The sequence below is a fragment of the Hydrogenophaga sp. genome, from assembly GCF_041913525.1.
GTDB lineage: Bacteria > Pseudomonadota > Gammaproteobacteria > Burkholderiales > Burkholderiaceae_C > Hydrogenophaga.
In genome coordinates this window covers 12,069-34,990 of sequence record NZ_JAYSFD010000001.1, presented here as the reverse complement: position 1 = coordinate 34,990, position 22,922 = coordinate 12,069, and the positions used below count along the sequence as shown (strand labels likewise).

Sequence of the window (22,922 nt, the reverse complement as noted above, 5' to 3'; positions counted from 1 at the left end):
GGTGGGGCCTTTGCAAAAAGTGGGGCCGCGCGGGCGGCCCTTGGCGGGATCGATAGCCAGTTGACGCAAGAATTGCAACGAGTTGCAGTCCACTCTAGCGCCTGCTGGCCCTATGTGCAACTGGTTGCAACCCCTAGGTCCAGCCGGCCTGACCGGGCGCGGCCAGCCTGTAGACTGGGCCACCTTTTCCGCGCCCATGTCCCTGCCCCACGCCATCCTCACCGCCCTTGTCGAACGGCCGTCCACCGGCGCGGTGCTGGCGCGCCGCTTCGACCGCGCCATCGGCTACCTGTGGCAGGCCACGCACCAGCAGATCTACCGCGAGCTGGCCCGCCTGGAAGAGGCCGGTTGGGTGGCCTCCGAGCCGGTGGAAAGCGGCCCGGGCATGCAGCGCATGTACCGCGTGCTGCCGGCCGGGCGCGAAGAGCTGCGGCAATGGGTGGCGTCGGAACTGCCCGCCACGGTCTTGCGCGACACCTTCATGGTGCGGCTGCGCGCCGAGGCCGCCATCGGCCACAGCGGGCTGGACGCGCAGATCCGCCAGCGCATGGCGCAAGACGACGACACGCTGCGCCTGTTCCGCGAAATCGAGGCGCGCGACTTCGCCACCCCCGGCCCCGGGCGCGAGCAGCGCCTGCAACACCTCATCCTGAAAACCGGCATCCAGTCGGTGGAGCAGCGCCTGCAGCTCTACCGCGAAGCGCTGGACATCCTGGCCCTGCCGGCCGACCCCTCGCCCTCCACCGACGGCGCCTGAGCGCGGCCCCAACCCTGGGCCTGACAAGGTTTCGCCAACCTTTGCCTTGCCAATATTTGCTCAGGCAAATAATATGCCGCCATGCATTCCCCACCCCCGGCGCCGCCCGTGGCGCACGCGTTCTACCGCCCTGGCAGCTACCAGCCCGAAGAAAGCACCGCCCACCTGATGCGCAGCATCCTGGTGGAAATGGCCGACCAGATCGACCGCGAGCTGGAGCCCTTCGCCCTGACCAATGCCCAGTGGCTGCCGCTCTTCAAGCTGGACCAGGGCCAGGCCAACACCGCCACCGCGCTGGCCCGCGAGTGCCGCATGGACTGCGGCGCCATGACCCGCATGCTCGACCGCCTGGCGGAAAAAGGCCTGGTGCAGCGCGTGCGATCAGCCCAAGACCGGCGCATCGTGCACGTGGAACTCACGCCCGAAGGCCGCGCCACGGCCCAGCGCATCCCCGAGGCCCTGTGCCGCGTGCAGAACGCCTACCTGCGGGGCTTCCAGCCGCACGAACGCGATGCCTTGCTGGCCCTGCTGCGCCGGGTGCTGCACAACGCGCAAGCCTTCAAGAACGAGGGCGTCGCCGCCCCTGCCCAACCATGACCCGACCTTTTCTGCTCGGCGCCCTGGCGCTGGCCGTGCTGGCCGGCTGCGCCAGCCCCCAGGGCATCGCGCCCCCCAGCGAACAGCCGCTTCAAGCCACCGCGCTGCTGCCGGCCGGCGCCACCGACACCGCCCCGCTGGCCACCCGCTGGTGGCAGGCACTGGGCGATGCCCAGTTGGACGCGCTGGTGGACCAGGCCCTGGCCGGCAACCCCAGCCTGCGCCTGGCCCAGGCTCGCGTGGCCAAGGCACGCGCGCAGGCCGACCTCACCGACGCCAGCGCCGGGCCGCAGGTGAACGCCGCGCTCGACGCCACGCACCAGCGTTACACCGAAAACGGCATGGTCCCCGCGCCCCTGGCCGGTGACATTCGCGACACCGCCACGCTGCAGCTCAATGGCGCGTGGGAGATCGACTTCTTCGGCAAGCACGAGGCCGCCTTGCAAGCCGCGCTGGGCCAAGCCCGCGCCGCCCAGGCCGACGCCGACGCCGCCCGCGTGCTGCTCTCTACCCAGGTGGTGCGCACCTACCTGCAACTGGCGCGGGCCGAGGCCCAGCAGGCCGTGGCCCAGCGCACGCTGGCGCAGCGCGAGCACCTGCTGCGGCTGGTGCAAGAGCGCGTGGCCGCCGGGCTCGACAGCGAACTGGAGCGCCGCCAGGCCGAAGGCGCGGTGCCCGAGGCGCGGCAGCAAATCGAGGCCTGGGCCGAGCAGGCCCAGCTCGCCCGTCTGGCCCTGGCCGCCCTGGCGGGCCAACCCGGGCAAGCCGTGGCACCGCGCGCCCCCGACCTGCAGGCCCTGCGCGCCCTGCCCACGCCCACCGTGCTGCCGGCCGACCTGCTGGGCCGCCGCGCCGACGTGGCCGCCGCGCGCTGGCGAGTGGAGGCCGCCACGCAAGACGCCGCGCAGGCCCGCGCGCAGTTCTATCCCAACGTGAACCTGGTGGGCTTCGTGGGCCTGTCCAGCATCGGCCTGAACCAATTGCTCGACGCCGGTTCGCTGCAGTGGGGCGTGGGCCCGGCCATTCGCCTGCCCCTGTTCGATTCGGGCCGCCTGCGCGCGCAACTGCGCGGCAAACACGCCGACGTGGACGCCGCCACCGCCAGCTACAACGCCACCCTCATCGACGCCGTGCGCCAGGTGAGCGAACAGCTCGCCAGCGGGCAGTCGGTGGCGCGCCAGCAGGCCCAGCAAACGCAGGCGCAGCAGGCGGCCGAAGCCGCCCTGCAAATGGCCCAACTGCGCTACGAGAAGGGCCTGGGCAACTACCTGCAGGTGCTCTCCGCAGAGACCCAGGTGCTGGCCCAGCGCCGCCTGGCGGTGGACCTGCAAGCCCGCGCGCTGGACGCGCAAGCCAGCCTGGCCCACGCCCTGGGTGGTGGCTGGGTGCCCACCACCGACGCCACGCCCGTGGCCAGCGCCCGCCCCTGACCGCGCCGCGTTCGCGCCCCCTATCGCTTCCCGACATGAACCCCTCAGACAACACCCCCCAAGCCGCGTCCACCGATCCCCGCCAGGCCAAGCGCAAGAAAGCATTGCTCACCATCGCCGCTGTGGTGCTGCTGGGCGGTGCCGCCACGGGTGCCTACGAATGGCTGGTGGCCAGCAAGATCGAAACCACCGACAACGCCTACGTGCAAGGCCACCTGGTGCAGATCACGCCGCAGATCGGCGGCACCGTGGTGGCCGTGCAGGCCGAAGAGACCGACTACGTGAAGGCTGGCCAGCCCCTGGTGCGGCTTGACCCGGCCGATGCCCGCGTGGCCCTGCAACAGGCCGAGGCCCAGTTGGCGCAAACGGTGCGCCAGGTGCGCACGCTCTACGCCAACAACGGCGCGCTCGCCGCTCAGGTGACGCTGCGCCAGGCCGACGTGGCCAAGGCCCAGGCCGAGGTGGCGCGCGCCACCGAAGACCTCAAGCGCCGCGAATCGCTCAGCGGCAGCGGCGCCGTCTCGCGCGAAGAGCTGCAGCACGCCCAGGCCCAGCTCGCCAACGCCCGCAGCGCCCTGGCCGGTGCCGAGGCCGCCGTGGTGGCCGCGCGCGAGCAGTGGCAAAGCAACCAGGCCATGACCGAGGGCACCTCGGTGGAACAGCACCCCAGCGTGCAGGCCGCCGCCGCCCGCGTGCGCGAGGCCTGGCTGGCCACCCAGCGCGTGGCGCTGGCCGCGCCAGTGGACGGCTACGTGGCCAAGCGCAACGTGCAACTGGGCCAGCGCGTGGCCGCCGGCAGCGCGCTCATGACCATCGTGCCGCTGCAGCAGGTGTGGGTGGACGCCAACTTCAAAGAGGTGCAGTTGCGTCAACTGCGCCTGGGCCAGCCGGCCAAGCTCACGGCCGACGTGTACGGCAAGACCGTCACCTACAGCGGGCGCGTCGCGGGCCTGGGCGCGGGCACCGGCGCGGCCTTCGCGCTGCTGCCGGCGCAGAACGCCACCGGCAACTGGATCAAGGTGGTGCAGCGCGTGCCGGTGCGCATCGCGCTGGACCCGGCGCAACTGGCCGAGCACCCGCTGCGCGTGGGCCTGTCGATGGCGGTGGAGGTGGACGTGCGCGACCAGGGCGGCAAGACCCTGGCCGATGCCCCCAGCACCGTGCAAGCCCAGGTGGCCACGCTCGATGACGCCGGCGCGCAAGAGGTGGTGCAACGCATCGTGCGCGCCAACCTGGCCCAGCCCGCGGGGCGCTGAGCATGGCCAGCCCCGCGGCGCGCGCGCCAGTCTCAGCCCACCCTCCGCTTGAGGGCTCGGCCCGGGTGTGGGGCACGGTGGCCCTCTCGGCGGCCACCTTCATGAACGTGCTCGACACGTCGATTGCCAACGTGTCGCTGCCCGCCATCGCGGGCGACCTGGGCGTGAGCCCCAACCAGGGCACCTGGGTCATCACCAGCTTTGCCGTGGCCAACGCCATTGCGGTGCCGCTCACCGGCTGGCTCACGCAGCGCTTCGGCCAGGTGCGCCTGTTCGTGACCAGCGTGCTGCTGTTCGTGCTGGCCTCGTGGCTGTGCGGGCTGGCGCCCAACATGCCCATGCTGATCGCGTTTCGCACGCTGCAGGGCTTCGTGGCCGGGCCCATGATTCCGCTCTCGCAAGCCCTGCTGCTGCAGGCCTACCCGCCCGCGCTGGCCGGGCTGGCCATGGCCATGTGGGCCATGACCACGCTGGTGGCGCCGGTGATGGGCCCGCTGCTGGGCGGCTGGATCACCGACAACATTTCCTGGCCCTGGATCTTCTACATCAACGTGCCCATCGGCCTGGTCGCCGCCGTGGCCTGCTGGGGCATCTTCCGCCAGCGCGACAGCGCCATTCGCAAACTGCCCATCGACAAGATCGGCCTGGCCCTGCTGGTGCTGTGGATCGGCGCGCTGCAGATGGTGCTGGACCTGGGCAAGGAACACGACTGGTTTGAGTCGCCCCTGATCCTGGGCCTGGCCGTGAGCGCCGTGGTGGGCTTCGCCTTCTTCCTGGCCTGGGAACTCACCGACGAGCACCCGGTGGTGGACCTGCGCCTGTTCGCGCGGCGCAACTTCTGGGCCGGCACCAGCGCCACCGCCGTGGCCTACGGCCTGTTCTTCGGCAACGTGGTGCTGGTGCCGCTGTGGCTGCAGCAGTTCATGGGCTACACCGCCACCGACGCCGGCATGGTCACCGCGCCGGTGGGCCTGCTGGCCATCGTGTTCTCGCCCATCGTGGGCCGCACCGTGGCCCAGGTGGACCCGCGCCGCTACGCGACCTTCGCCTTCCTGGTGTTCGGGCTGGTGATGTGGATGCGCTCGCACTTCTCCACCCAGGTGGACTTCAACACCATCCTCATTCCCACGGTGATCCAGGGCGTGGCCCTGGCCTTCTTCTTCATTCCGCTCACCACCCTCACGCTGGCCGGCCTCACGCCCGACCGCATTCCCGCCGCGGCTGGCCTGAGCAACTTCGTTCGCATCACCTTCGGCGCGCTGGGCACATCCCTGGCCACCACCGTGTGGGAAAGCCGCGCCGCCCTGCACCACGCCCACCTGAGCGAGGCGGTGCAGGCCGGGCGGCCGGTGGCGCAGGCCACGCTGGACGGCTTGCGCGCCAGCGGCCTGAGCGCCGAGCAAGCCCTGGCCAGCATCGAGCGCCTGGTGCAGCAACAGGCCTTCACCATGGCCGCCAACGACATCTTCTGGCTCTCCTCTGCGCTGTTCGTGCTGCTCATTCCGCTGGTGTGGCTCACGCGCCGGCCCGCGCCGGTGGGGCCCAAGCCCGCCGGCGCCGCGGCCGACGCGGCGGCCTCGGCGGCGCACTGACACAGCCCGATACACCCTGCCCGCACCCCGGTGCGCGCCCGCGCTACACTGCGCGACTGCTCCGGGGTGCACAGGCGAAAAGCCTGGCGCTGAGACGGCCACCTGGCCGAACCCGTGAACTTGATCCGGTTAGTACCGGCGAAAGAAGAGCGCACGCCACGGGCGTGCTGGCGGCCGCCACCCCACGCGGGTGGTGGGCCGCCGCACACCATGGGGCGGTTCTCCGGAGCGACTTGTGTCCAACCACCGGAGAACGCCATGAACGCCCCCGACAAGCTGCAGCAAATGCTCTCGATCACCCGAGAGCCCTTCCCCGCCTCTACCAAGGTCCACGCCAGCGGCAGCCAGCCCGGCGTGCGCGTGCCCATGCGCGAAATCGCGCTGAGCAACGGCGAGCGCGTCACGGTGTACGACACTTCCGGCCCCTACACCGACCCCTCGGCCAGCATCGACGTGCGCCGTGGCCTGCCCGACCTGCGCGGCCCCTGGCTGGACGCGCGCGCCGACACCGAAAGCTACGAAGGCCGCCAGCGCCAGGCCCTGGACGACGGCGCCCGCCACGACGAGCGCGACGCCCCCCGCATCGAGGCCCTGCGCGCCGAGGCCGCTGGCCTGCAGCGCACGCCCCGGCGCGCCCGCAGCGGCCACAACGTGAGCCAGATGCACTACGCGCGCCGCGGCATCGTCACGCCCGAGATGGAATTTGTGGCCCTGCGCGAGAACGGCCAACGCGAGTGGATGCGCGAGTACCTGGGCGATGCCGGGCGCGAAGCCCGCCTGCGCGGCAACGCCATGGGGGTGCGCCTGCCCGAGGTCATCACGCCCGAGTTCGTGCGCGACGAGGTGGCGCGCGGGCGCGCCGTGATCCCGGCCAACATCAACCACACCGAACTGGAGCCCATGGCCATCGGGCGGCTGTTCCGCGTCAAGGTGAACGCCAACATCGGCAACTCGGCCGTGACCTCGTCCATCGAGGAAGAAGTGGAAAAACTGGTGTGGAGCATCCGCTGGGGCGCCGACACCGTGATGGACCTCTCCACCGGCCGAAACATTCACACCACGCGCGACTGGATCGTGCGCAACTCGCCCGTGCCGATTGGCACCGTGCCCATCTACCAGGCGCTGGAAAAAGTGGGCGGCGTGGCCGAAGACCTGAGCTGGGAAATCTTCCGCGACACGCTGATCGAGCAGGCCGAGCAAGGGGTTGACTACTTCACCATCCACGCCGGCCTGCGCCTGCCCTTCATTCCGCTCACCACCCAGCGGCGCACCGGCATCGTCAGCCGTGGCGGCAGCATCCTGGCCAAGTGGTGCATCACCCACCACAAGGAAAACTTCCTCTACACGCACTTCGAAGAGATCTGCGAAATCATGAAGGCCTACGACGTGACCTTCTCGCTGGGCGACGGCCTGCGCCCCGGCAGCGCCGCCGACGCCAACGACGAAGCGCAGTTCGCCGAACTGAAGACGCTGGGCGAGCTCACGCAGATCGCCTGGAAGCACGACGTGCAAACCATCATCGAAGGCCCGGGCCACGTGCCCATGCACCTGATCCAGGCCAACATGGACGAGCAGCTCAAGCACTGCCACGAAGCGCCCTTCTACACCCTGGGCCCGCTCACCATCGACATCGCGCCGGGCTACGACCACATCGCCAGCGCCATCGGCGCGGCCATGATCGGCTGGCTGGGCACCGCCATGCTCTGCTACGTCACGCCCAAGGAACACCTGGGCCTGCCCGACCGCGACGACGTGAAGCAAGGCCTCATCGCCTACAAGATCGCCGCCCACGCCGCCGACGTGGCCAAGGGCCACCCCGGCGCCCGCGCCCACGACGACGCCATGAGCAAGGCGCGCTTCGAGTTCCGCTGGCGCGACCAGTTCGCCCTGGGCCTGGACCCGCAGACCGCCGAGGCCTACCACGACGAAACCCTGCCCAAGGACAGCAGCAAAGAGGCGCACTTCTGCTCGATGTGCGGGCCCAAGTTCTGCTCGATGAAGATCACGCAAGACGTGCGCGACTACGCCGAGCAAGGCATGGCGCAAAAGTCGGCCGAGTTCAAGGCAGCGGGCAGCGAGTTCTACGTGCCCGTGGACAGCCTCACCAAGAAAGGCTGAGCCATGGCCCGCATTGGCATTGCCGGCGCCGGCGTGCTGGGGCGGCTGCTGGCCTGGCGCCTGGCCCGCGAGGGCCACGCGGTGCAGGTGGTTGACCCCGCGCCCGGCCCCGACGCCCCGCCCACCGGCTCGCTGCTGCCCGGCCAGCCCCACGCCGCCGGCTTCACCGCCGCCGGCATGCTCAGCCCCCTGGCCGAGCTGGACTGCGGCGACGTGGAAGTGGCCCGCCTGGGCTGGCGTTCGCTGCCGCGTTGGCGCGCCCTGTGCGCCGAACTCACGCCGCCGGGTTACCCGCAACCACTGATGCGCCAGCGCGGCAGCCTGCTGCTGGCGCACGGCAGCGACGCCGGGGCCGCGCAACGCGTGCTGGCCCGACTGCAGGCCGCGCCCGACCAACCCAGGCCCGAGGCGCTGGACGCCGCTGCGCTGCACGCACTAGAGCCCGCCGTGGCCCCCAACCTGACCGCCTGGTACCTTCGCGACGAGGGTCAGGTGCTGCCCCGCGAGATGCTGCAGGCACTGGTGCACCAGTGCCCAGAGGCGCAGTGGCACTGGGGCCGGCGCGTGCAGCGCGTGCTGCCCGGCGAGCTGCTGCTCGACGATAGCCAGGCCCTGCGCTGCGACCTGGCCATCGACACCCGGGGCCTGGGCGCACGCGAGCAGGTGCCCGGTGGCCTGCGCGGTGTGCGCGGCGAGATCGTGTGGCTGCACGCCCCCGGTGTGTCGCTGCAACGCCCTCTGCGCCTGCTGCACCCGCGCCACCGCGTGTACCTGGTGCCGCGCCCGAACGACCTGATCGTGGTGGGGGCCAGCGAAATCGAAAGCGAAGACCGCTCGCCCGTGAGCCTGCGCAGCGCGGTGGAACTCATGGCCGCCGCCCACAGCGTGCTGCCCGCGCTGGCCGAGGCCCGCGTGGTGCACCAGGAAAGCAACCTGCGCCCGGCCACGCCCGACCACGCCCCCGTGCTGCAACACCAGCCCGGCCTGCTGCGCCTCAACGGCCTGTTCCGCCACGGCTGGCTCATCGCGCCCGCCCTGGTGGACGACGCCCTGGCCGCCTGCGGCCTGGCCCCTCTCGTGGAGACCGCCCATGCCTGACATGGCCCCAGACACCCTTCAATTCAACGACCACCTGCTGCCCTGCCCCAGCGGCCTCACCTTGCAGGCCCTGCTGGCCTCGCAAGGCCTCGCGCCCGAGCGCGTGGCCACGGCGGTGAACGCGCGCTTCGTGCCGCGCACGCTGCACGCCAGCACCGCGCTGCAACCCGGCGACCACGTCGTCACCTTTGAAGCCATCGTGGGAGGCTGACCATGCACGAGACCCACAAGCCCTTCACCGTGCACGGCGTCACCCTGCACAGCCGCTTCTTCCTGGGCAGCGCGGGCTACCCCTCGCCGCAGGTGCTGCGCGAGGCGCTGCAGGCCTCGGGCGCGCAAGTCGTCACCGTGGGGCTGCGCCGCAGCCACGCCAGCGGGGGCGACAACGGCTTCGTGGCCAGCGTGCTGCAGGCCGTGCGCGAACGCGGTGGGCAATTGCTGCCCAACACCGCCGGCTGCCGCAGCGCCACCGAGGCCGTGGCCCTGGCCCACATGGCGCGCGAACTGTACGGCACGCACTGGATCAAGCTGGAGGTGGTGGGCGACGAGCACACCCTGCAGCCCTGCCCCTGGGGCACGCTGGAGGCCGCCACCCAACTCGTGAAAGACGGCTTCGCCGTGTTCCCCTACTGCACCGACGACCTGGTGAGCGCCCAGCGCCTGGTGGACGCCGGCTGCCAGGTGCTCATGCCCTGGGGCGCGCCCATCGGCTCGGGCCAGGGCCTGCTCAACCCCTGGGCCCTGCGCACCCTGCGCGCGCGCCTGCCCGACATCACCCTGGTGGTGGACGCCGGGCTGGGCCTGCCCTCGCACGCGGCGCAGGCCATGGAACTGGGCTTTGACGCGGTGCTGCTGAACTCGGCCGTGTCGCAGGCCCGCGAACCCGTGCGCATGGCCCGCGCCTTCGCCCACGCGGTGCAGGCCGGGCGCCTGGGCTTCGAGGCCGGCGCCATGGCGCCGCAGCCCATGGCCGTGGCCAGCACGCCCGTGACCGGGCGGCCCCTGCTGATCGGATGAGCATGAGCCCTTTGATCTGGAGCATCGCCGGCACCGACAGCGGCGGCGGCGCCGGCCTGAGCGCCGACCAGCGCGCCGTCGAGGCCTTCGGCCTTCACCTGTGCCCGGTGCCTGCCGCCATCACGGCGCAGAACAGCGTGACCGTGGCCCAGGTGCAGGCCATCTCGCCTGACCTGCTGCGCGCCCAATTCGCCACCCTGCACGCCGACCTGCCCCCCCGCGCCGTGAAAACCGGCTTGCTCGGCAGCGCCGAGAACGCCCGCGAACTGGCGCGCGCCATCGACCGCCTGCGCCGCGAGCGGCCTGTGCCCCTGGTGGTGGACCCGGTGCTGCGCGCCAGCACCGGCGCGGCGCTGGCCAACGGCGCGCTGCTGGGGGCCTACCGCCACGAGGTGCTGCCCCGCACCACCGTGCTCACCCCCAACCGACGCGAGGCCGTGGCCTTGCTGTGTGCCGCGCCCGACACCCCGGTGCCCGAGCTGGCCCAAGGGCTGCGGGGCATGGGCGCGCAGGCGGTGGTGATCACCGGCGGCGACGACGGCGGGGCCTTGAGCGCCGACTGGCTGCACACGCCCCACGCCCAAGGCTGGCTCAGCCTGCCGCGCGTGCCCACGCGCCACCACCACGGCACCGGCTGCACCTTCGCCAGCGCACTCGCGGCCGCCATGGCACTGGGCTGGGTGGCGGCCGATGCCGCCGTGCTGGCCAAGATGCTCACCACCCACGCGCTGCGCCGAGCCACGGCGCTGGGCGCGGGCGCCGGCCCGGTGCGCGCCGGCTCCGGCTTTGGGCACGATCCGTCGCTCATGCCCCAGCTCTCGCTGGGCGACACCGCCCCCAGCACCTGGGCCGCCTCGCCAGCATCACCAGCACCGGGGCTCTACGCCATTGCCGACAGCGCCGCGCGCGTGCAGGCCTGCGCACGCGCCGGCGCCGACACGGTGCAACTGCGCTTCAAGCACAGCGACCCGGCGCGCATCGCCGACGAGGTGCGCGCCGCCCTCGCGGGCACCGACGGGGCGCGGCTGGTCATCAACGACCACTGGCGCCTCGCGCTGGACCTGGGCGCGCGAGAGCTGCACCTGGGCCAGGAAGACCTGCTGGCCCTGGGCGCGGCCGAGCAGCGCCAACTGGCGCAAGCGCGCGCACAAGGCGTGCGCCTGGGCCTGAGTTCGCACAGCCTGTGGGAGCTGTGCCGCGCCCGCGCCCTCGCGCCCGACCTGATCGCCTGCGGCCCGGTGTGGCCCACCACCACCAAAGACATGCCCTGGCGCCCGCAAGGCCTGGACAACCTGGCCTGGTGGGCGCGCATGGCCGGCGCGCCGGTGGTGGGCATTGGCGGTGTGCTGGCGCCCGAGCAGTTGCACGCCGTGGCCGCCAGCGGCGCGGCCGGTGGCTGCGTGGTGCGCGGCCTGGGCGATGACCCCGCCCTCACCCTGCCTGCCTGGCGCGCCGCCTGGCAGGCCGGCCGCGACGACACGCCACTGCCCTGCCCCGAGCTGCCGCACCCCACGCTCTGAACCTCGTGCTCTGAACCTCGCGCCAGAAACGACAAAGCCCCGCCAGGGCGGGGCTTTGCCAACAGGGTGGTGGCGAATCAGGCGGCGCTCTTGCTCACGGCCATGTGGTCCACCTTGCGGTCCAGGATGGCCTCGGGGTCTTGGGCCTCTTGCGCGGTGGGGTGGTTCAGGCCCTGGTTCAGGCGCTTCATGTCCAGGTCACCCGTCCAGCGCGCCACCACCAGCGTGGCCACGCCATTGCCCACCAGGTTGGTCAGGGCACGGGCCTCCGACATGAAGCGGTCAATGCCCAGGATCAGCGCCAGGCCCGCCACGGGCACGCCGCCCACGGCCGACAGCGTGGCCGCCAGCACGATGAAGCCGCTGCCGGTGATGCCCGCCGCGCCCTTGGAGGTGAGCAGCAGCACGGCCAGCAGGGTGAGCTGCTGCACCAGGGTCATGGGCGTGTCGGTGGCCTGGGCGATGAACACCGCGGCCATGGTCAGGTAGATGGAGGTGCCGTCCAGGTTGAAGGAATAACCCGTGGGAATCACCAGGCCCACCACCGACTTGCGCGCGCCCAGGTTCTCCAGCTTTTCCATCATGCGCGGCAGCACCGATTCGCTGGACGAGGTGCCCAGCACGATGAGCAGCTCTTCCTTGATGTAGCGCAGGAACTTCACGATGCTGAAGCCGTGAAGTCGGGCGATGGTGCCCAGCACCACGAACACGAACAGCAGGCAGGTGAGGTAGAAGGTGCCCATCAGCTTGCCCAGCGAGAACAGCGAGTCCACGCCGTACTTGCCGATGGTGAAGGCCATGGCGCCGAAGGCACCGATGGGGGCCACCTTCATGATGATGCCCACGATGTCGAACAGCACGTGCGATGACTTCTCGATGAAGTCGAACACCATGGTGCCGCGCCCGCCGAACTTGTGCAGCGCAAAGCCGAACAGCACCGAGAACAGCAGCACCTGCAGGATGTCACCCTTGGCGAAGGCGTCCACCACCGAGGTGGGGATCACGTTCATCAGAAAGTCGGTGGTGCTTTGCATCTTGCCCGGTGCGGTGTAGGCCGCGATACCCTTGGTGTCCAAGCTGGCCGGGTCCACGTGCATGCCCTCGCCGGGCTTCACCAGGTTCACGATCACCAGGCCAATCACCAGGGCCACGGTGGAGACGATCTCAAAGTACATCAGGGCCAGGCCACCTGTCTTGCCCACCTTCTTCATGTCTTCCATGCCGGCGATGCCCACCACCACGGTGCAGAAGATGATGGGCGCGATGATCATCTTGATGAGCTTGATGAAGGCATCGCCCAGCGGCTTCATCTCGGTGCCCAGCTCGGGCCGGAAATGGCCCAGCAGCACGCCGATGGCCACGGCGACGAGCACCTGAACGTAAAGAGAACGGTAGAGCGGCTTGCGCGCCACGGTCGAAGACATGAAGAAGTCTCCTCGGGGGTTGGGGTGTGGGGACAGCGGGCCAGCGGGCCCGCCACGGTGGGCGACCGGGCCGCAAGGCCGGGGTCTCCCGAGTGGGTGCGGACGATACGCAGCGCCCGCAGCCGCGCCAACTGTGGCGTTTGACAGTAGGGTTACTACTTAGCCAAAAGGGCCGCGCGAACGTCCTTCAGCCACTGGCCTTGCGGCCCACGCTCAACCATTTGACTGACACCGCGCAAGGCCTGCCGCAGGCCGTTCCGCTCGGCCTCACTGGGCTGGTGCACCGCCACCCCCGTCTGCCGCTGCAGGGCCAGCAGCGCATCGCGGTCCAGCTCGGCCGCCCAGCGGTTGCCCTGCGCCAGCGCGGCGCGCAGCGCGTCGGTGAGCAGGCGCTGGTCGGCCATGGGCAGGCTGGCCCAGAAGCGCGGGTTGGTGACCACCGCGTAGCCCAGGTAGCCGTGGCCCGTGAGCGTGAGCTGCGGCTGCACCGAGGCCAGGCCCTGGGTCAGGAAGTTCGACAGCGGGTTCTCGGTGGCGTTCACCACGCCCGAGGCCAGGGCACGGCGCGTCTCGGCAAACGGCAGCACCACCGGCTGCGCGCCCAGCGCGCGCCACTGCGCCTCGATCACGCGCGAGGCCTGCACCCGCACGCGCAAGCCCGCGAAATCGGCCACGCGGCGCAAAGGGCGCTGCGCGCTCATGTGCTTCAGGCCGTTGTCCAGAAAACCCAGGCCCAGCATCTGCTGGCGCTCCAGCCGGCGCAGCAAGGCCTGGCCCACCGGCCCTTCGGTCACGCGGCGCACCTGCGCGGCCTCGCTGAACAGATAGGGCAGGTCAAACACCTCGAACTCGGGCACGCCGGCCATGCCGAACTTCGACAGCGAGGGCGCCAGCATCTCCACCGCGCCAAGGCGCAGCGCCTCGATCTCGTCGTCGTCGCCCCAGAGTTGCGAGTCGGGGTGCACCTCCACCCGAAGGCGGTCGCCCGCGCGCTCGTGCACGAGCGCCTGGAAATGCAAGGCCATGCGCCCCTTGGGCGTGTCGGGCGCCACCACGTGCGAAAAGCGCAGCCGCACCGGCCCGCGCCCGCTGGCCAGCGCGGGCAGCGCCACGGCGGCGGCCAGCAGCGCGCGCCGCGTGACGGCACGGGGCACTGGCGGTGGCAGGGCAAAGGGCATGGCCGCTATGCTAGCGATACCCCCCCGCCACCATGCCCACACCCCCGCTCGACTTCGCCACCCTGGACCTCAACCCCCAGAGTGCCCTGGCGCCCACCCGGCGCACCATCGCCGGGCTGGTGGCGCTGCTGGTGCTGGTGGCCGCCTCGGCCCTGCTGATGGTGGTGTACCTGCGCGGCGAAGAAGCCCAAGAGGCCGACCGCCGCCGCGTGGCCGACAGCGAGTGGTTGGACCAGACGCTGCGCTTTCACTTCCGCCGCCTGGAACGCGACCTGGGCGCGCTGGCCCAGGGCAGCCCGCAAGCCCCCGCCAGTCTGCGCGTCAGCCCCTGGTGGTCCGAGCCGGGGCTGGTGGCCTTCCATGGCTGGCTGCCCGCCGCCGACCAGCCCGACACCGCCCGCTGGCCACGCGAGCTGCGCGCCGCCGCCGCGCTGGCCGACAACGCCGACGCCCTGGCCGTGATGCTCGACACCACCCGTGGCCTACAGCGCCCGGCCTACAGCGGCCCGCTGCCGGCCGCCGATGGCTCGGGCACCGAGTGGGTGTGGCTGGCCGTGCCGCACATTGAGCAAGGCCAGTTCCGCGGCGACTACCTGGCCGCTGTGCCGGTGCAGCGCGCCATCACCGCCTTTGTGCCCGACTGGTTCGCGCAAGAGCACGAGATCGGCCCCGCCACGGGCGCGGCAGGGCTGGAGGCCGACGGCCGCTTTCTCGTGCCGGTGAACCTGCCCGGCGCCACCTGGCGCCTGCAGGTGCGCTGGCTCGGCAACCCGGTGCCGCTGGCGCCGCGCCTGTTCTTCGGCGTGGCCCTGGTCTGCCTGGCCGGCATGCTGGTGGCGCTGTACGCCCTGTGGCGCGACACCCGCCGCCGCCAACGCGCCGAGGCCCGCCTGCAAACCCAGCTCGCCCTGCGCACCGCGCTGGAACACTCCACCAGCGTGGGCTTGCGCGTGCTGAGCCCGGCCGGTCAACTGCGCTACGCCAACCCGGCCTTCGCCCGGCTGGTGGGCTGGTCGGCCGACGAGTTGCTGGCCCAGGCCGATGCCCCGCCCTACTGGCCCGCCCACGCCGGGCCCGAGCTGGCGCCGCTGCGCCCGCTGCTGCAAGACCCAGACGCCCACCCCGGCGGGCTGGAGCAAACCCTGCTGCACCGCGACGGCCGCCGCCTGGAGGTGCTCACCCAGGCCGCGCCGCTGCGACTGGCGAACGGCCAAGAGGTCGGCCAAGTGGTGGGCTGGGTCGTCTCCACGCTGGACATCACCGAACGCCGCCGCGTGGAGCGCCTGGCCGCGCGCCAGCAGGAAATGCTGGAGGCCTCGGGCCGGCTGGTGGCCGTGGGCGAGGTGGCCTCCACCCTGGCGCACGAACTCAACCAACCCCTGGGCGCGCTGGCCAGCTTCGCCAACGGCCTGCTCAACCGCCTGCGCGCGCAGAACATCGCCCTCGACGACATCGTGCCCGTGGTCGAGCGCATGGACCGCCTGGCCGACAAGGCCGGGCGCGTCATCCAGCGCGTCAATGCTTTTGCCCGCCGCCAGGAAATGAGCCGCCAGCCCCTGGCGCTGGCCCCCTTCGTGGCCCGCGTGGCCCAGGGCGTGCCCCTGCCCGAGGGCGTGCGCCTGCTGCTGAACCTGCCCGACGGCGACGGCCCCACCGTGCCGGCCGACGCGCTGCTGCTGGAGAACGCGGTGCACAACCTGGTGCTCAACGCGGGCGAGTGGGCGCAGCCGGGCGCCTACGACACCCCCACGGTCGAGGTGTCGCTGGTGGCGGGTGAGGGCATGGCCGGCGTGCGCGTGGCCGACACCGGCCCCGGCGTGGCGCCCGACATCGAGGCCAACCTCTTCGACGCCTTTGCCAGCCGCAAACCCGGCGGCATGGGCATGGGCCTGGCCATCTGCCGCTCGATCGCCGAGGCCCACCACGGCCGCATCGAGGTGGAACGAAGCCCCCGCTGGCGGGGGGCACAATTCACGCTGTGGCTACCCCTGCAACCCTGAACCCCACCGTGCACCTGGTCGATGACGACGCGGATTTCCGCGACGGCCTGGCCTGGCTGCTCGACTCGCGCGGCCTGCCCACGCAGGCCTGGGCGGCGGGCGACGCGTTCGTGCAGGCGGTGCGCGAGCAGGGCCTGGCCGACACCTGCGCCGTGGTGCTGCTTGACATCCGCATGGAGCCGCTGTCTGGCCTGGCCACCTTCGAGCAGCTCAAGGCCCTGGGCTGGCACTGGCCGGTGCTGTTCCTCACCGGGCATGGCGACGTGGGCATGGCCGTGGCCGCCGTGAAAAACGGCGCCTGGGACTTTCTGGAGAAGCCCTTTCAGAACAACGAGCTGGTGGACAAGGTAGAGGCCGCGCGCCAGGCCGCCATCGACTGGCACACCCACTCACACGAGCGGCTGCGCTTTCAGCGCGCCCTGGCCAGCCTGAGCGCGCGTGAGCGCGAGGTGCTGCACGAAATGCTGCAAGGCCACTACAACAAGAACATCGCCGACCACCTGGGCATCACCCAGCGCACGGTGGAGTTCCACCGCGCCAACATCCTGGACAAACTGCAGGTGCAATCGGCGGTGGAACTGGCCCACCGCATGGGGCAACTCAACGCCCAGGGCCGCGGCCCGACCGACCCGACATGAGCGCCCCCACCGACCACGACCTGCCCCCGCTTAACGCCACCCCGCCCGGCCTGTACCGCCACTACAAAGGCGGCTGGTACGAGGTGATCGACACCGTGCGTTGCAGCGAAACCCTGCTGGGCATGACGCTCTACCGCGCGCTGTACGGCGGCTTTGGCCTGTGGGTGCGACCGGCCGCCATGTTCAACGAGACCGCCGAGTTCGAGGGGCGCACGCAGCGGCGCTTTCGGCCACAAGACGCGGCCAGCGTGCCACTGGCCGACCTGGCCACCGCACAAGCCCTGATCGCCCACCTGCGCGGGCGTGCCCAGCGCGCCGGCCTTGACCTGGACGCCGCCCTGCGCCGCCCACCGCCCGAGCCCACCACCTGCTGCGGCCGGGGCTGCAACGGCTGCGTGTGGGAGGGCTACTACGCCGCGCTGGCCTTCTGGCGCGACGACGCCCTGGCCCTGCTGGCCGAGCGCGGCGCGGCCTGAGCGACCGGCCACCCCCTCACCCACTTCACCAGCCCGGCCAAGCCCCGGGCGGCTGGGCCCTGCGCGCCCTTTGACACACGCCATCGTCAAACCTAAAATGGTTGAACCACTAACCATATGGAGACAGACATGCGCGCCCTCACCGCCCGCCGAACCCTGATCGCCGCCCTGGGCAGCACCCTGCTGCTGGGCGCCACCCTGGCCCAGGCCCAGGACAAATTCCCCAGCAAGGCGGTGCGCTTCGTCATCCCCACCGCGCCGGGCGGCAACCTCGACCTGCTGGCCCGCCTGGTGGCCGACAAGATGAGCCAGGCCTGGGGGCAGCCGGTCATCGTGGAACCGCGCCCGGGCGCCAACACCATCCTTGCCACCACGGCGGTGGCTCGCTCGCCGGCCGATGGCTACACCGCGCTGTTCACCATCAGCGGCTTCGCGCAAAACCTGGTGCTGCAGACCAACCCGCAATACAAGGCCGAAGACTTCACGCCCGTGTCGATGGTGGCGTCCTTCCCCATCGCCCTGGCGGCCACCACCAACCTGCCGGCCGACGACCTGGCCGGTGTCGTCAAGCTGGCCAAGGCCTCGCCCGGCAAGCTCACCTTCGGCTCGTACGGCATGGGCTCGGGTGGGCACGTGATCGGCGAAGGCCTGAACAAAGAGGCTGGCATGCAGATCAAGCACGTGGCCTACAAGGGCGAAGCGCCGGGCTTTGCCGACCTGGTCAACGGCAGCATCGAACTGGCCTACGGCTCGGTGGGCTTTTACGGTCGCCAGCTCAGCGGCGGCAAGGTCAAGCTGATTGCCGTGGCCAACCCCACGCGCCTGAAGACGTACCCCAACGTGCCCACCTTCGCCGAGGCCGGCTACCCCGGCGTGAACCTGCCCGGCTGGGGCGGCGTGCTGCTGCCCGCGGGCACGCCGCCGGCCATCGTGGAGAAGTTCTCCAAAGAGCTGCAGCGCATCACCGCCCTGCCCGACGTGCAAGCCAAGATCTTCGAGATGGGCTTCGAGCCGGTGGGCAACAGCAGCGCCGACTTTGGCCGCCAGATCGCCTCCGACGTACAGCAATGGGGCAAGATCGTTCGCGAAAACGACATCAAGCTGCAATGAGCGAGCGCGCCATCCACAACGCCGTGACGCAACGGTTGGGCATTCGCTACCCCATCGTGCAAGGGGGCATGCAATGGGTGGGCCGCGCCGGGCTGGCTGCCGCCGTGTCCAATGCTGGGGGCCTGGGCATGCTCAGCGCCCTCACCCAGCCCACGCCCGACGAGCTGGGCCTCGAGATCGACCGCGTCCGCGCCCTCACCGACCAGCCCTTCGGCGTGAACGTGACCATGCTGCGCACCGTCACACCGCCGCCCTACGAGCAGATCTTCGACACCATCATCGGGCGGCGCGTGCCGGTGGTGGAGACCGCCGGCAACGTGCCGGCCGAGGTGTTCGACCGCCTGGTGGGCGCGGGCATCACCGTCATCCACAAGTGCACCTCGGTGCGCCACGCCCTCACCGCCGAGAAGCGCGGGGTGCACATCGTCAGCATCGACGGCTTCGAGTGCGCCGGCCACCCGGGCGAAGACGACGTGCCGGGGCTGGTGCTCATTCCCGCCGCCGTGCAGGCCCTGAGCGTGCCGGTGATCGCCTCGGGCGGCATTGCCAACGGGCGCGGCCTGGCCGCCGCCCTTGCCCTGGGCGCGCAAGGCGTGAACATGGGCACGCGCTTCGTGGCCACGCAAGAAGCGCCGGTGCACGAGCACATCAAGCAGGCCCTGGTGCAGGCCCGTGAGACCGACACGCGCCTGATGTTCCGCACCCTGCGCAACACCGCGCGGGTGTTGTCCAACCGCGTCTCACACGAGGTGCTGGCGCTGGAGAACCGCCCCGGCGGCTGCACCTTCGACGAGCTTCGACCGCTGGTGGCTGGCGCGCGCGGGCGCGCCACGCTGGAGAGCGGTGCGCTGGACGACGGCGTGGTGTGGGCTGGCCAGGTGGTGGGGCTGATCGACGACATCCCCAGTTGCGAGGCCCTGCTGCAGCGAATGGTGGCGCAATGCCGCCAGCGGCTGGCCGAGACGGCCACCCTCTGAGGGCGCGAGCGGGTCAGGCCCGCTCGCCCAGGCGGCCGTCGCGGAAATCGGCCAGGGCCTGGTAAATCTCCTGCTGCGTGTTCATCACGAAGGGCCCGTACTGCACGATGGGCTCGTTCAACGGCCGGCCCGACACCAGGATCAACCTGGCGTCGGCGCTGGCCTCGATCACCACGCCATCGGCCTGGGCCGCGTTCGCCAGAATCGCCATGCGCTGCACCGGCACCGCCTGCCCGGCGATGCGCACCTCGCCCCGGTACACGTACAGAAACGCGTTGTGATCGGCCGGCAGCGTTTGTTCAAAGCGCGAGCCACTGGGCATGTGCACGTCCAGGTACAGCGGCTGGGTGATCTCGCGCGTCACCGCGCCCTGCACGCCATGGCTCACACCCGCGATCACGGTCACGTCCACGCCCTCGGGGGTGCGCAGCTTGGGCAGCTGCTCGCTCTGGAAATCGCGGTACCAGGGGGCGTTCATCTTCTCGCTGCTGTGCAGGTTCAGCCACAGCTGAAAGCCCTCCATCACGCCCTCTTCCTGCTGAGGAATCTCGGAATGGATCACGCCCCGGCCGGCCGTCATCCACTGCACGCCGCCGTTTTGCAGCAAGCCCTCGTGGCCCGCGCTGTCGCGGTGCAGCATGCGCCCGGCGATCATGTAGGTCACGGTTTCAAAGCCACGGTGCGGGTGGTCGGGGAAGCCGGCGATGTAGTCATCGGCCTTGTCGCTGCCGAAGGCATCGAGCATCAGGAAGGGGTCAAGCCGGCGCTGCAGGTTCTGCGTGAGCACACGGGTGAGCTTCACGCCCGCGCCGTCTGACGTGGGCTGACCAGCGATCAGGTGCTCCACCACGCGCGATGCGGTGACCGGCTGGGTTGAGGTGTTGGCGTTCATGTCGGGCTCCTTTCTTGAGCGGCAGGCAATGAGGGGGGAAGTTGGGGCCGGCGGGTTTTGGCAGGCCAACGTCCATTGCGCACAGTCTATTGGGGAACAATCCTCTTGTTAATGCTGTTGCCCGGATATCATTGATTCTCAAATGGAACAATCCAGCCCACACATCGATCCCAACGACCTGCTCATCTTCGCCAGCGTGGCCGAGTTGGGCAGCTTCAGCCGCGCGGCCGAGCGCCTGGGCTTGCCCAAGTCCACCGTGTCGCGCCGTCTGGCCGCCCTGGAACAACGCCTGGGTGAGCGCTTGCTGACGCGCACCACCCGGCGCCAGTCATTGACCGAATTCGGCCTGCAACTGCTGGAGCACGCGCGCCAGGTGGCCTCTGAAGTTGAGGCCGTGGCGGCGCTGAGCGAGCGGCGCCAGGCCACCCCCAGCGGGCGCTTGCGCGTGTCCATGCCCAGCGACTTCGCCAGCCTGCTCTTGGCCGACACGCTGGCCGCGTTTGTGGCGCTCTACCCGGCCATTCGGCTGGACCTGGATTTGTCCCCCCGCCGCGTGGACCTGCTGGGCGAGGGCTTTGACGTGGCCCTGCGCATGGGGCAACTGCCCGACGACGCCTCGCTGGCCGCCCGGCGCCTGGCGGTCTTTTCCTTCGGCTTGTACGCGGCCCCCAGCTACCTGGCCGAGCATGGCGACCCGCAACACCCGGACGACCTGGTGCGGTACGAAGCCGTCCACCTGCTGATGACCAACGGCGAGGCCGCCATCTGGACGCTGTCACAAGGCGACGAGCGCTGGCAGGGCTCCCCGCCGGGCCGCGTGAGCGCCAACGCCCCCGAGCTGCTCATCAAGCTCGCCTGCGCTGGCGCCGGCATTGCCGCGGTGCCCGACCACTTTGCCGCGGCCGAAGTGCGCCGAGGCGCCTTGCGGCGGGTGTTGCCCGGCTGGTGCCTGCCCAGCCACACCGCCTGGGCCGTGTTCCCCGAACGCAAGCTGATGCCGGTGAAGACCCGCGTGTTCATTGACATGCTGCAGACCGCCCTGGCCCAGGTGCAGACCTGACCGATCATCGCCCCCGACCGCCCTTTTTGTCTCACCAATGGAACGATCATTCCCAGAATGACCGTCTAATCAAGGAAAGACACCAAAAATAGAATAGTTTCATGGCCGGCGCACACCGCGCTGGCGTCTTGACCGAAAGAAGACCCACCATGAAACTGCTCCACGTCGATTCCAGCATCCTGGGCGCCCACTCCGTGTCGCGCCAGCTCACCGCCGACATCGTCGCCAAGTGGTGCGAGAACCACCCTGACACCACCGTCGAGCACCTGGACCTGGCGGTCAACGCCCCCAACCACTTCAGCGCCGACGCCATCGCCATCAAAGGCATCGCCCAGCCCGAGCCCACCGAAGCGCAACGCGCCGAGAACGCCCTCTCGGAAAAGCTGGTCAGCCAGTTCCTGGCCTCAGACGTGATCGTCATTGGCGCGCCCTTCTACAACTTCTCCATCCCCACCCAGCTCAAGGCCTGGATCGACCGCCTGGCCCAACCCGGTCGCACCTTCAAGTACACCGAAAAAGGCCCGGTCGGCCTGGCCGGTGGCAAGACGGTGATCGTGGCCTCCACCCGCGGCGGCATGTACGCCAACAGCGAAGGTGGCCAGGCCATGGAACACCAGGAAAGCTACCTGAAGGTGGTGATGGGCTTCTTCGGCATCACCGACGTGCGCATCGTGCGCGCCGAAGGCCTGGCCATGGGCGAGGACGCCAAGAACCAGGCCCTGAGCACCGCCAAGGCCGACATGGAACAGGTCACCGCCTGACCCAACGGGGTGGCGCCGCCCCTCCCGCGCCGATTCACCCCATCCGTGTCCCAAGTGCTTTGCCTTTTGCGCCGGCATTGCCAACTCCCCACGCACTAAGATCGGGCTCGTTTTGCACCAACATGGTGCAATTGAATACGATCTCGGGAGAGTTGCATGGACATTCTGGGCATGGGCCCGCTGGCCCACATCGCGTTGCTGCTGGCGGCGGCGGCGCTGGCGGGGGCCTTGAACGCCGTGGCCGGCGGGGGCAGCTTCCTCACCTTGCCCGCGCTGGTGTTCACCGGCGTGCCCCCCGTGGCCGCCAACGCCACCGGCACCGTGGCCCTGCTGCCCGGCTACATGGCCGGCGCCTGGGGCTTTCGGCGGGACATGGAAGCCCCGCCAGGCCTCTCCATCCTGGCGGTGGTGGCCATCTCGTTGATTGGCGGCTCGGCCGGTGCCGCGCTGCTGCTGTTCACGCCCGACGCCACCTTTAACAAGGTGGTGCCCTGGCTGCTCTTGGCCGCTACCGCCATGTTCGCCTTCGGCCCCCAGATCCGGCGCTGGACCGGCGCGACAGGCCACGGCACCGCCTCCCCCTGGAAAGCCGGCCTGGGCATGCTGCTGGTGGCGGGCTACGGCGGCTACTTCAACGGCGGCCTGGGCATCTTGCTGCTGGCGCTGTTCGGCCTGCTGGGGCAAACGCGGCTGAACGCCATGAACGGCCTGAAGAACCTGGTCTCGGCCCTGCTCACCACCATCGCCGCGGCCATCTACGCCGCTGGCGGCATCGTGCAGTGGAAACAGGCGCTGCTCATGATGGTGGCGGCCACCGCCGGCGGTTACGGCGGCGCCGTCCTGGCGCGGCACATTCCCGCAAACGTGATGCGCTGGGGCATCGTGCTCACCGGCCTGACCATGACGGCCTTGTTCTTCTGGCGGCAATAAGCCCCTCACCGCAAGGTCAACAGGGGGATGGAACTTCCCCTTTAGCACTCACTCATAGAGAGTGCTAATATTTTGGGAACACCACAGGAGG

Annotated in this window: 21 protein-coding genes, 1 pseudogene and 1 riboswitch; of the genes and pseudogenes, 19 read left to right on the top strand and 3 right to left on the bottom strand. The window is 70.5% G+C overall.

Annotated elements, in window-relative coordinates; genetic code table 11:
- Positions 1-196: 196 nt before the first annotated feature.
- From ACE3RQ_RS00165 to ACE3RQ_RS00120, 10 genes are all read left to right on the top strand, one after another.
- A complete protein-coding gene (locus ACE3RQ_RS00165) occupies positions 197-757 on the top strand; it encodes a PadR family transcriptional regulator (RefSeq protein ID WP_374518706.1) in 561 nt (186 codons plus the stop codon).
- A gap of 81 nt (positions 758-838) precedes the next feature.
- Positions 839-1,354, top strand: a complete 516-nt coding sequence (locus tag ACE3RQ_RS00160; protein ID WP_374518704.1) for a MarR family winged helix-turn-helix transcriptional regulator — start codon at positions 839-841, stop codon at positions 1,352-1,354.
- Positions 1,351-2,784: an efflux transporter outer membrane subunit gene (locus tag ACE3RQ_RS00155; RefSeq protein WP_374518702.1), complete on the top strand. Its 1,434-nt coding sequence runs from the start codon at positions 1,351-1,353 to the stop codon at positions 2,782-2,784. Before ACE3RQ_RS00160 ends, ACE3RQ_RS00155 begins: the two co-directional genes overlap by 4 nt.
- Before the next feature lie 35 nt (positions 2,785-2,819).
- Entirely contained in the window at positions 2,820-4,040 is a 1,221-nt protein-coding gene (locus ACE3RQ_RS00150) for an efflux RND transporter periplasmic adaptor subunit (RefSeq protein WP_374518700.1), read from the top strand.
- A 2-nt stretch (positions 4,041-4,042) separates the two neighbouring features.
- Complete coding sequence (locus ACE3RQ_RS00145; protein ID WP_374518698.1) at positions 4,043-5,632, top strand: DHA2 family efflux MFS transporter permease subunit; 1,590 nt, start codon at positions 4,043-4,045, stop codon at positions 5,630-5,632.
- A 52-nt stretch (positions 5,633-5,684) separates the two neighbouring features.
- Positions 5,685-5,796, top strand: a riboswitch (TPP riboswitch).
- A 94-nt stretch (positions 5,797-5,890) separates the two neighbouring features.
- Positions 5,891-7,750: a phosphomethylpyrimidine synthase ThiC gene (gene thiC / locus ACE3RQ_RS00140; protein ID WP_374518696.1), complete on the top strand. Its 1,860-nt coding sequence runs from the start codon at positions 5,891-5,893 to the stop codon at positions 7,748-7,750.
- Between the two features lie 3 nt (positions 7,751-7,753).
- Positions 7,754-8,848: an FAD-dependent oxidoreductase gene (locus ACE3RQ_RS00135; RefSeq protein WP_374518694.1), complete on the top strand. Its 1,095-nt coding sequence runs from the start codon at positions 7,754-7,756 to the stop codon at positions 8,846-8,848.
- Positions 8,841-9,059, top strand: coding sequence for a sulfur carrier protein ThiS (gene thiS / locus ACE3RQ_RS00130; protein WP_374518693.1), 219 nt, complete (start codon positions 8,841-8,843; stop codon positions 9,057-9,059). Before ACE3RQ_RS00135 ends, thiS begins: the two co-directional genes overlap by 8 nt.
- A gap of 2 nt (positions 9,060-9,061) precedes the next feature.
- Positions 9,062-9,865, top strand: coding sequence for a thiazole synthase (locus tag ACE3RQ_RS00125; RefSeq protein WP_374518691.1), 804 nt, complete (start codon positions 9,062-9,064; stop codon positions 9,863-9,865).
- Between the two features lie 2 nt (positions 9,866-9,867).
- Complete coding sequence (locus ACE3RQ_RS00120) at positions 9,868-11,385, top strand: PfkB family carbohydrate kinase (RefSeq protein WP_374518689.1); 1,518 nt, start codon at positions 9,868-9,870, stop codon at positions 11,383-11,385.
- A gap of 77 nt (positions 11,386-11,462) precedes the next feature.
- Here the strand turns inward: ACE3RQ_RS00120 and ACE3RQ_RS00115 are convergent, their stop codons facing one another.
- Together ACE3RQ_RS00115 and ACE3RQ_RS00110 are read right to left on the bottom strand one after the other, a co-directional pair.
- Complete coding sequence (locus tag ACE3RQ_RS00115) at positions 11,463-12,809, bottom strand: dicarboxylate/amino acid:cation symporter (protein WP_374518687.1); 1,347 nt, start codon at positions 12,807-12,809, stop codon at positions 11,463-11,465.
- 155 nt (positions 12,810-12,964) lie between these two features.
- Positions 12,965-13,987, bottom strand: a complete 1,023-nt coding sequence (locus tag ACE3RQ_RS00110) for a DctP family TRAP transporter solute-binding subunit (RefSeq protein ID WP_374518685.1) — start codon at positions 13,985-13,987, stop codon at positions 12,965-12,967.
- Between the two features lie 32 nt (positions 13,988-14,019).
- Between ACE3RQ_RS00110 and ACE3RQ_RS00105 the strand changes: the two genes are divergently transcribed.
- From ACE3RQ_RS00105 to ACE3RQ_RS00080, 6 genes and pseudogenes are all read left to right on the top strand, one after another.
- Positions 14,020-15,987 carry a nitrogen regulation protein NR(II) gene (locus tag ACE3RQ_RS00105; RefSeq protein WP_374518683.1) on the top strand — a complete coding sequence of 656 codons (1,968 nt, stop codon included), beginning with the start codon at positions 14,020-14,022 and terminating at the stop codon, positions 15,985-15,987.
- Entirely contained in the window at positions 15,966-16,625 is a 660-nt protein-coding gene (locus ACE3RQ_RS00100) for a response regulator transcription factor (RefSeq protein WP_374518681.1), read from the top strand. The genes ACE3RQ_RS00105 and ACE3RQ_RS00100 overlap by 22 nt, the downstream gene beginning before the upstream one ends.
- A pseudogene (locus tag ACE3RQ_RS00095) lies at positions 16,622-16,855 on the top strand (DUF1653 domain-containing protein); the annotation flags it as partial. The gene ACE3RQ_RS00100 and the pseudogene ACE3RQ_RS00095, both read left to right, overlap by 4 nt.
- Before the next feature lie 18 nt (positions 16,856-16,873).
- Complete coding sequence (locus ACE3RQ_RS00090; protein WP_374519664.1) at positions 16,874-17,101, top strand: oxidoreductase-like domain-containing protein; 228 nt, start codon at positions 16,874-16,876, stop codon at positions 17,099-17,101.
- Positions 17,102-17,230: 129 nt separating this feature from the next.
- Positions 17,231-18,211: a Bug family tripartite tricarboxylate transporter substrate binding protein gene (locus tag ACE3RQ_RS00085; RefSeq protein WP_374518679.1), complete on the top strand. Its 981-nt coding sequence runs from the start codon at positions 17,231-17,233 to the stop codon at positions 18,209-18,211.
- An 11-nt stretch (positions 18,212-18,222) separates the two neighbouring features.
- The gene (locus ACE3RQ_RS00080; RefSeq protein WP_374519663.1) at positions 18,223-19,188 is read left to right on the top strand and encodes an NAD(P)H-dependent flavin oxidoreductase; all 966 of its coding nucleotides are present in this window, start codon (positions 18,223-18,225) and stop codon (positions 19,186-19,188) included.
- Between the two features lie 13 nt (positions 19,189-19,201).
- Here the strand turns inward: ACE3RQ_RS00080 and ACE3RQ_RS00075 are convergent, their stop codons facing one another.
- On the bottom strand, positions 19,202-20,080 hold the full coding sequence (locus ACE3RQ_RS00075) for a pirin family protein (protein ID WP_374518677.1): 879 nt from the start codon (positions 20,078-20,080) through the stop codon (positions 19,202-19,204).
- Between the two features lie 142 nt (positions 20,081-20,222).
- Between ACE3RQ_RS00075 and ACE3RQ_RS00070 the strand changes: the two genes are divergently transcribed.
- The 3 genes from ACE3RQ_RS00070 to ACE3RQ_RS00060 all read left to right on the top strand — a co-directional run bounded on the left by ACE3RQ_RS00070 (position 20,223) and on the right by ACE3RQ_RS00060 (position 22,831).
- Entirely contained in the window at positions 20,223-21,140 is a 918-nt protein-coding gene (locus tag ACE3RQ_RS00070) for a LysR substrate-binding domain-containing protein (protein WP_374518675.1), read from the top strand.
- A 149-nt stretch (positions 21,141-21,289) separates the two neighbouring features.
- A complete protein-coding gene (locus ACE3RQ_RS00065; protein ID WP_374518673.1) occupies positions 21,290-21,901 on the top strand; it encodes an FMN-dependent NADH-azoreductase in 612 nt (203 codons plus the stop codon).
- Between the two features lie 171 nt (positions 21,902-22,072).
- A complete protein-coding gene (locus tag ACE3RQ_RS00060; RefSeq protein ID WP_374519661.1) occupies positions 22,073-22,831 on the top strand; it encodes a sulfite exporter TauE/SafE family protein in 759 nt (252 codons plus the stop codon).
- Positions 22,832-22,922 lie beyond the last annotated feature (91 nt).

Excerpts from the sequence above, each read along its gene's own strand:
- ACE3RQ_RS00155 (WP_374518702.1), top strand. The coding sequence starts at position 1,351 with ATGACCCGACCTTTTCTGCTCGGCGCCCTGGCGCTGGCCGTGCTGGCC.
- thiS (WP_374518693.1), top strand. The coding sequence starts at position 8,841 with ATGCCTGACATGGCCCCAGACACCCTTCAATTCAACGACCACCTGCTG.
- ACE3RQ_RS00115 (WP_374518687.1), bottom strand. The coding sequence starts at position 12,809 with ATGTCTTCGACCGTGGCGCGCAAGCCGCTCTACCGTTCTCTTTACGTT.
- ACE3RQ_RS00085 (WP_374518679.1), top strand. The coding sequence starts at position 17,231 with ATGCGCGCCCTCACCGCCCGCCGAACCCTGATCGCCGCCCTGGGCAGC.
- ACE3RQ_RS00065 (WP_374518673.1), top strand. The coding sequence starts at position 21,290 with ATGAAACTGCTCCACGTCGATTCCAGCATCCTGGGCGCCCACTCCGTG.
- ACE3RQ_RS00135 (WP_374518694.1), top strand. The coding sequence starts at position 7,754 with ATGGCCCGCATTGGCATTGCCGGCGCCGGCGTGCTGGGGCGGCTGCTG.
- ACE3RQ_RS00165 (WP_374518706.1), top strand. The coding sequence starts at position 197 with ATGTCCCTGCCCCACGCCATCCTCACCGCCCTTGTCGAACGGCCGTCC.
- ACE3RQ_RS00110 (WP_374518685.1), bottom strand. The coding sequence starts at position 13,987 with ATGCCCTTTGCCCTGCCACCGCCAGTGCCCCGTGCCGTCACGCGGCGC.
- ACE3RQ_RS00145 (WP_374518698.1), top strand. The coding sequence starts at position 4,043 with ATGGCCAGCCCCGCGGCGCGCGCGCCAGTCTCAGCCCACCCTCCGCTT.
- ACE3RQ_RS00120 (WP_374518689.1), top strand. The coding sequence starts at position 9,868 with ATGAGCCCTTTGATCTGGAGCATCGCCGGCACCGACAGCGGCGGCGGC.
- ACE3RQ_RS00125 (WP_374518691.1), top strand. The coding sequence starts at position 9,062 with ATGCACGAGACCCACAAGCCCTTCACCGTGCACGGCGTCACCCTGCAC.
- thiC (WP_374518696.1), top strand. The coding sequence starts at position 5,891 with ATGAACGCCCCCGACAAGCTGCAGCAAATGCTCTCGATCACCCGAGAG.
- ACE3RQ_RS00160 (WP_374518704.1), top strand. The coding sequence starts at position 839 with ATGCATTCCCCACCCCCGGCGCCGCCCGTGGCGCACGCGTTCTACCGC.
- ACE3RQ_RS00105 (WP_374518683.1), top strand. The coding sequence starts at position 14,020 with ATGCCCACACCCCCGCTCGACTTCGCCACCCTGGACCTCAACCCCCAG.
- ACE3RQ_RS00070 (WP_374518675.1), top strand. The coding sequence starts at position 20,223 with ATGGAACAATCCAGCCCACACATCGATCCCAACGACCTGCTCATCTTC.
- ACE3RQ_RS00150 (WP_374518700.1), top strand. The coding sequence starts at position 2,820 with ATGAACCCCTCAGACAACACCCCCCAAGCCGCGTCCACCGATCCCCGC.
- ACE3RQ_RS00075 (WP_374518677.1), bottom strand. The coding sequence starts at position 20,080 with ATGAACGCCAACACCTCAACCCAGCCGGTCACCGCATCGCGCGTGGTG.
- ACE3RQ_RS00060 (WP_374519661.1), top strand. The coding sequence starts at position 22,073 with ATGGGCCCGCTGGCCCACATCGCGTTGCTGCTGGCGGCGGCGGCGCTG.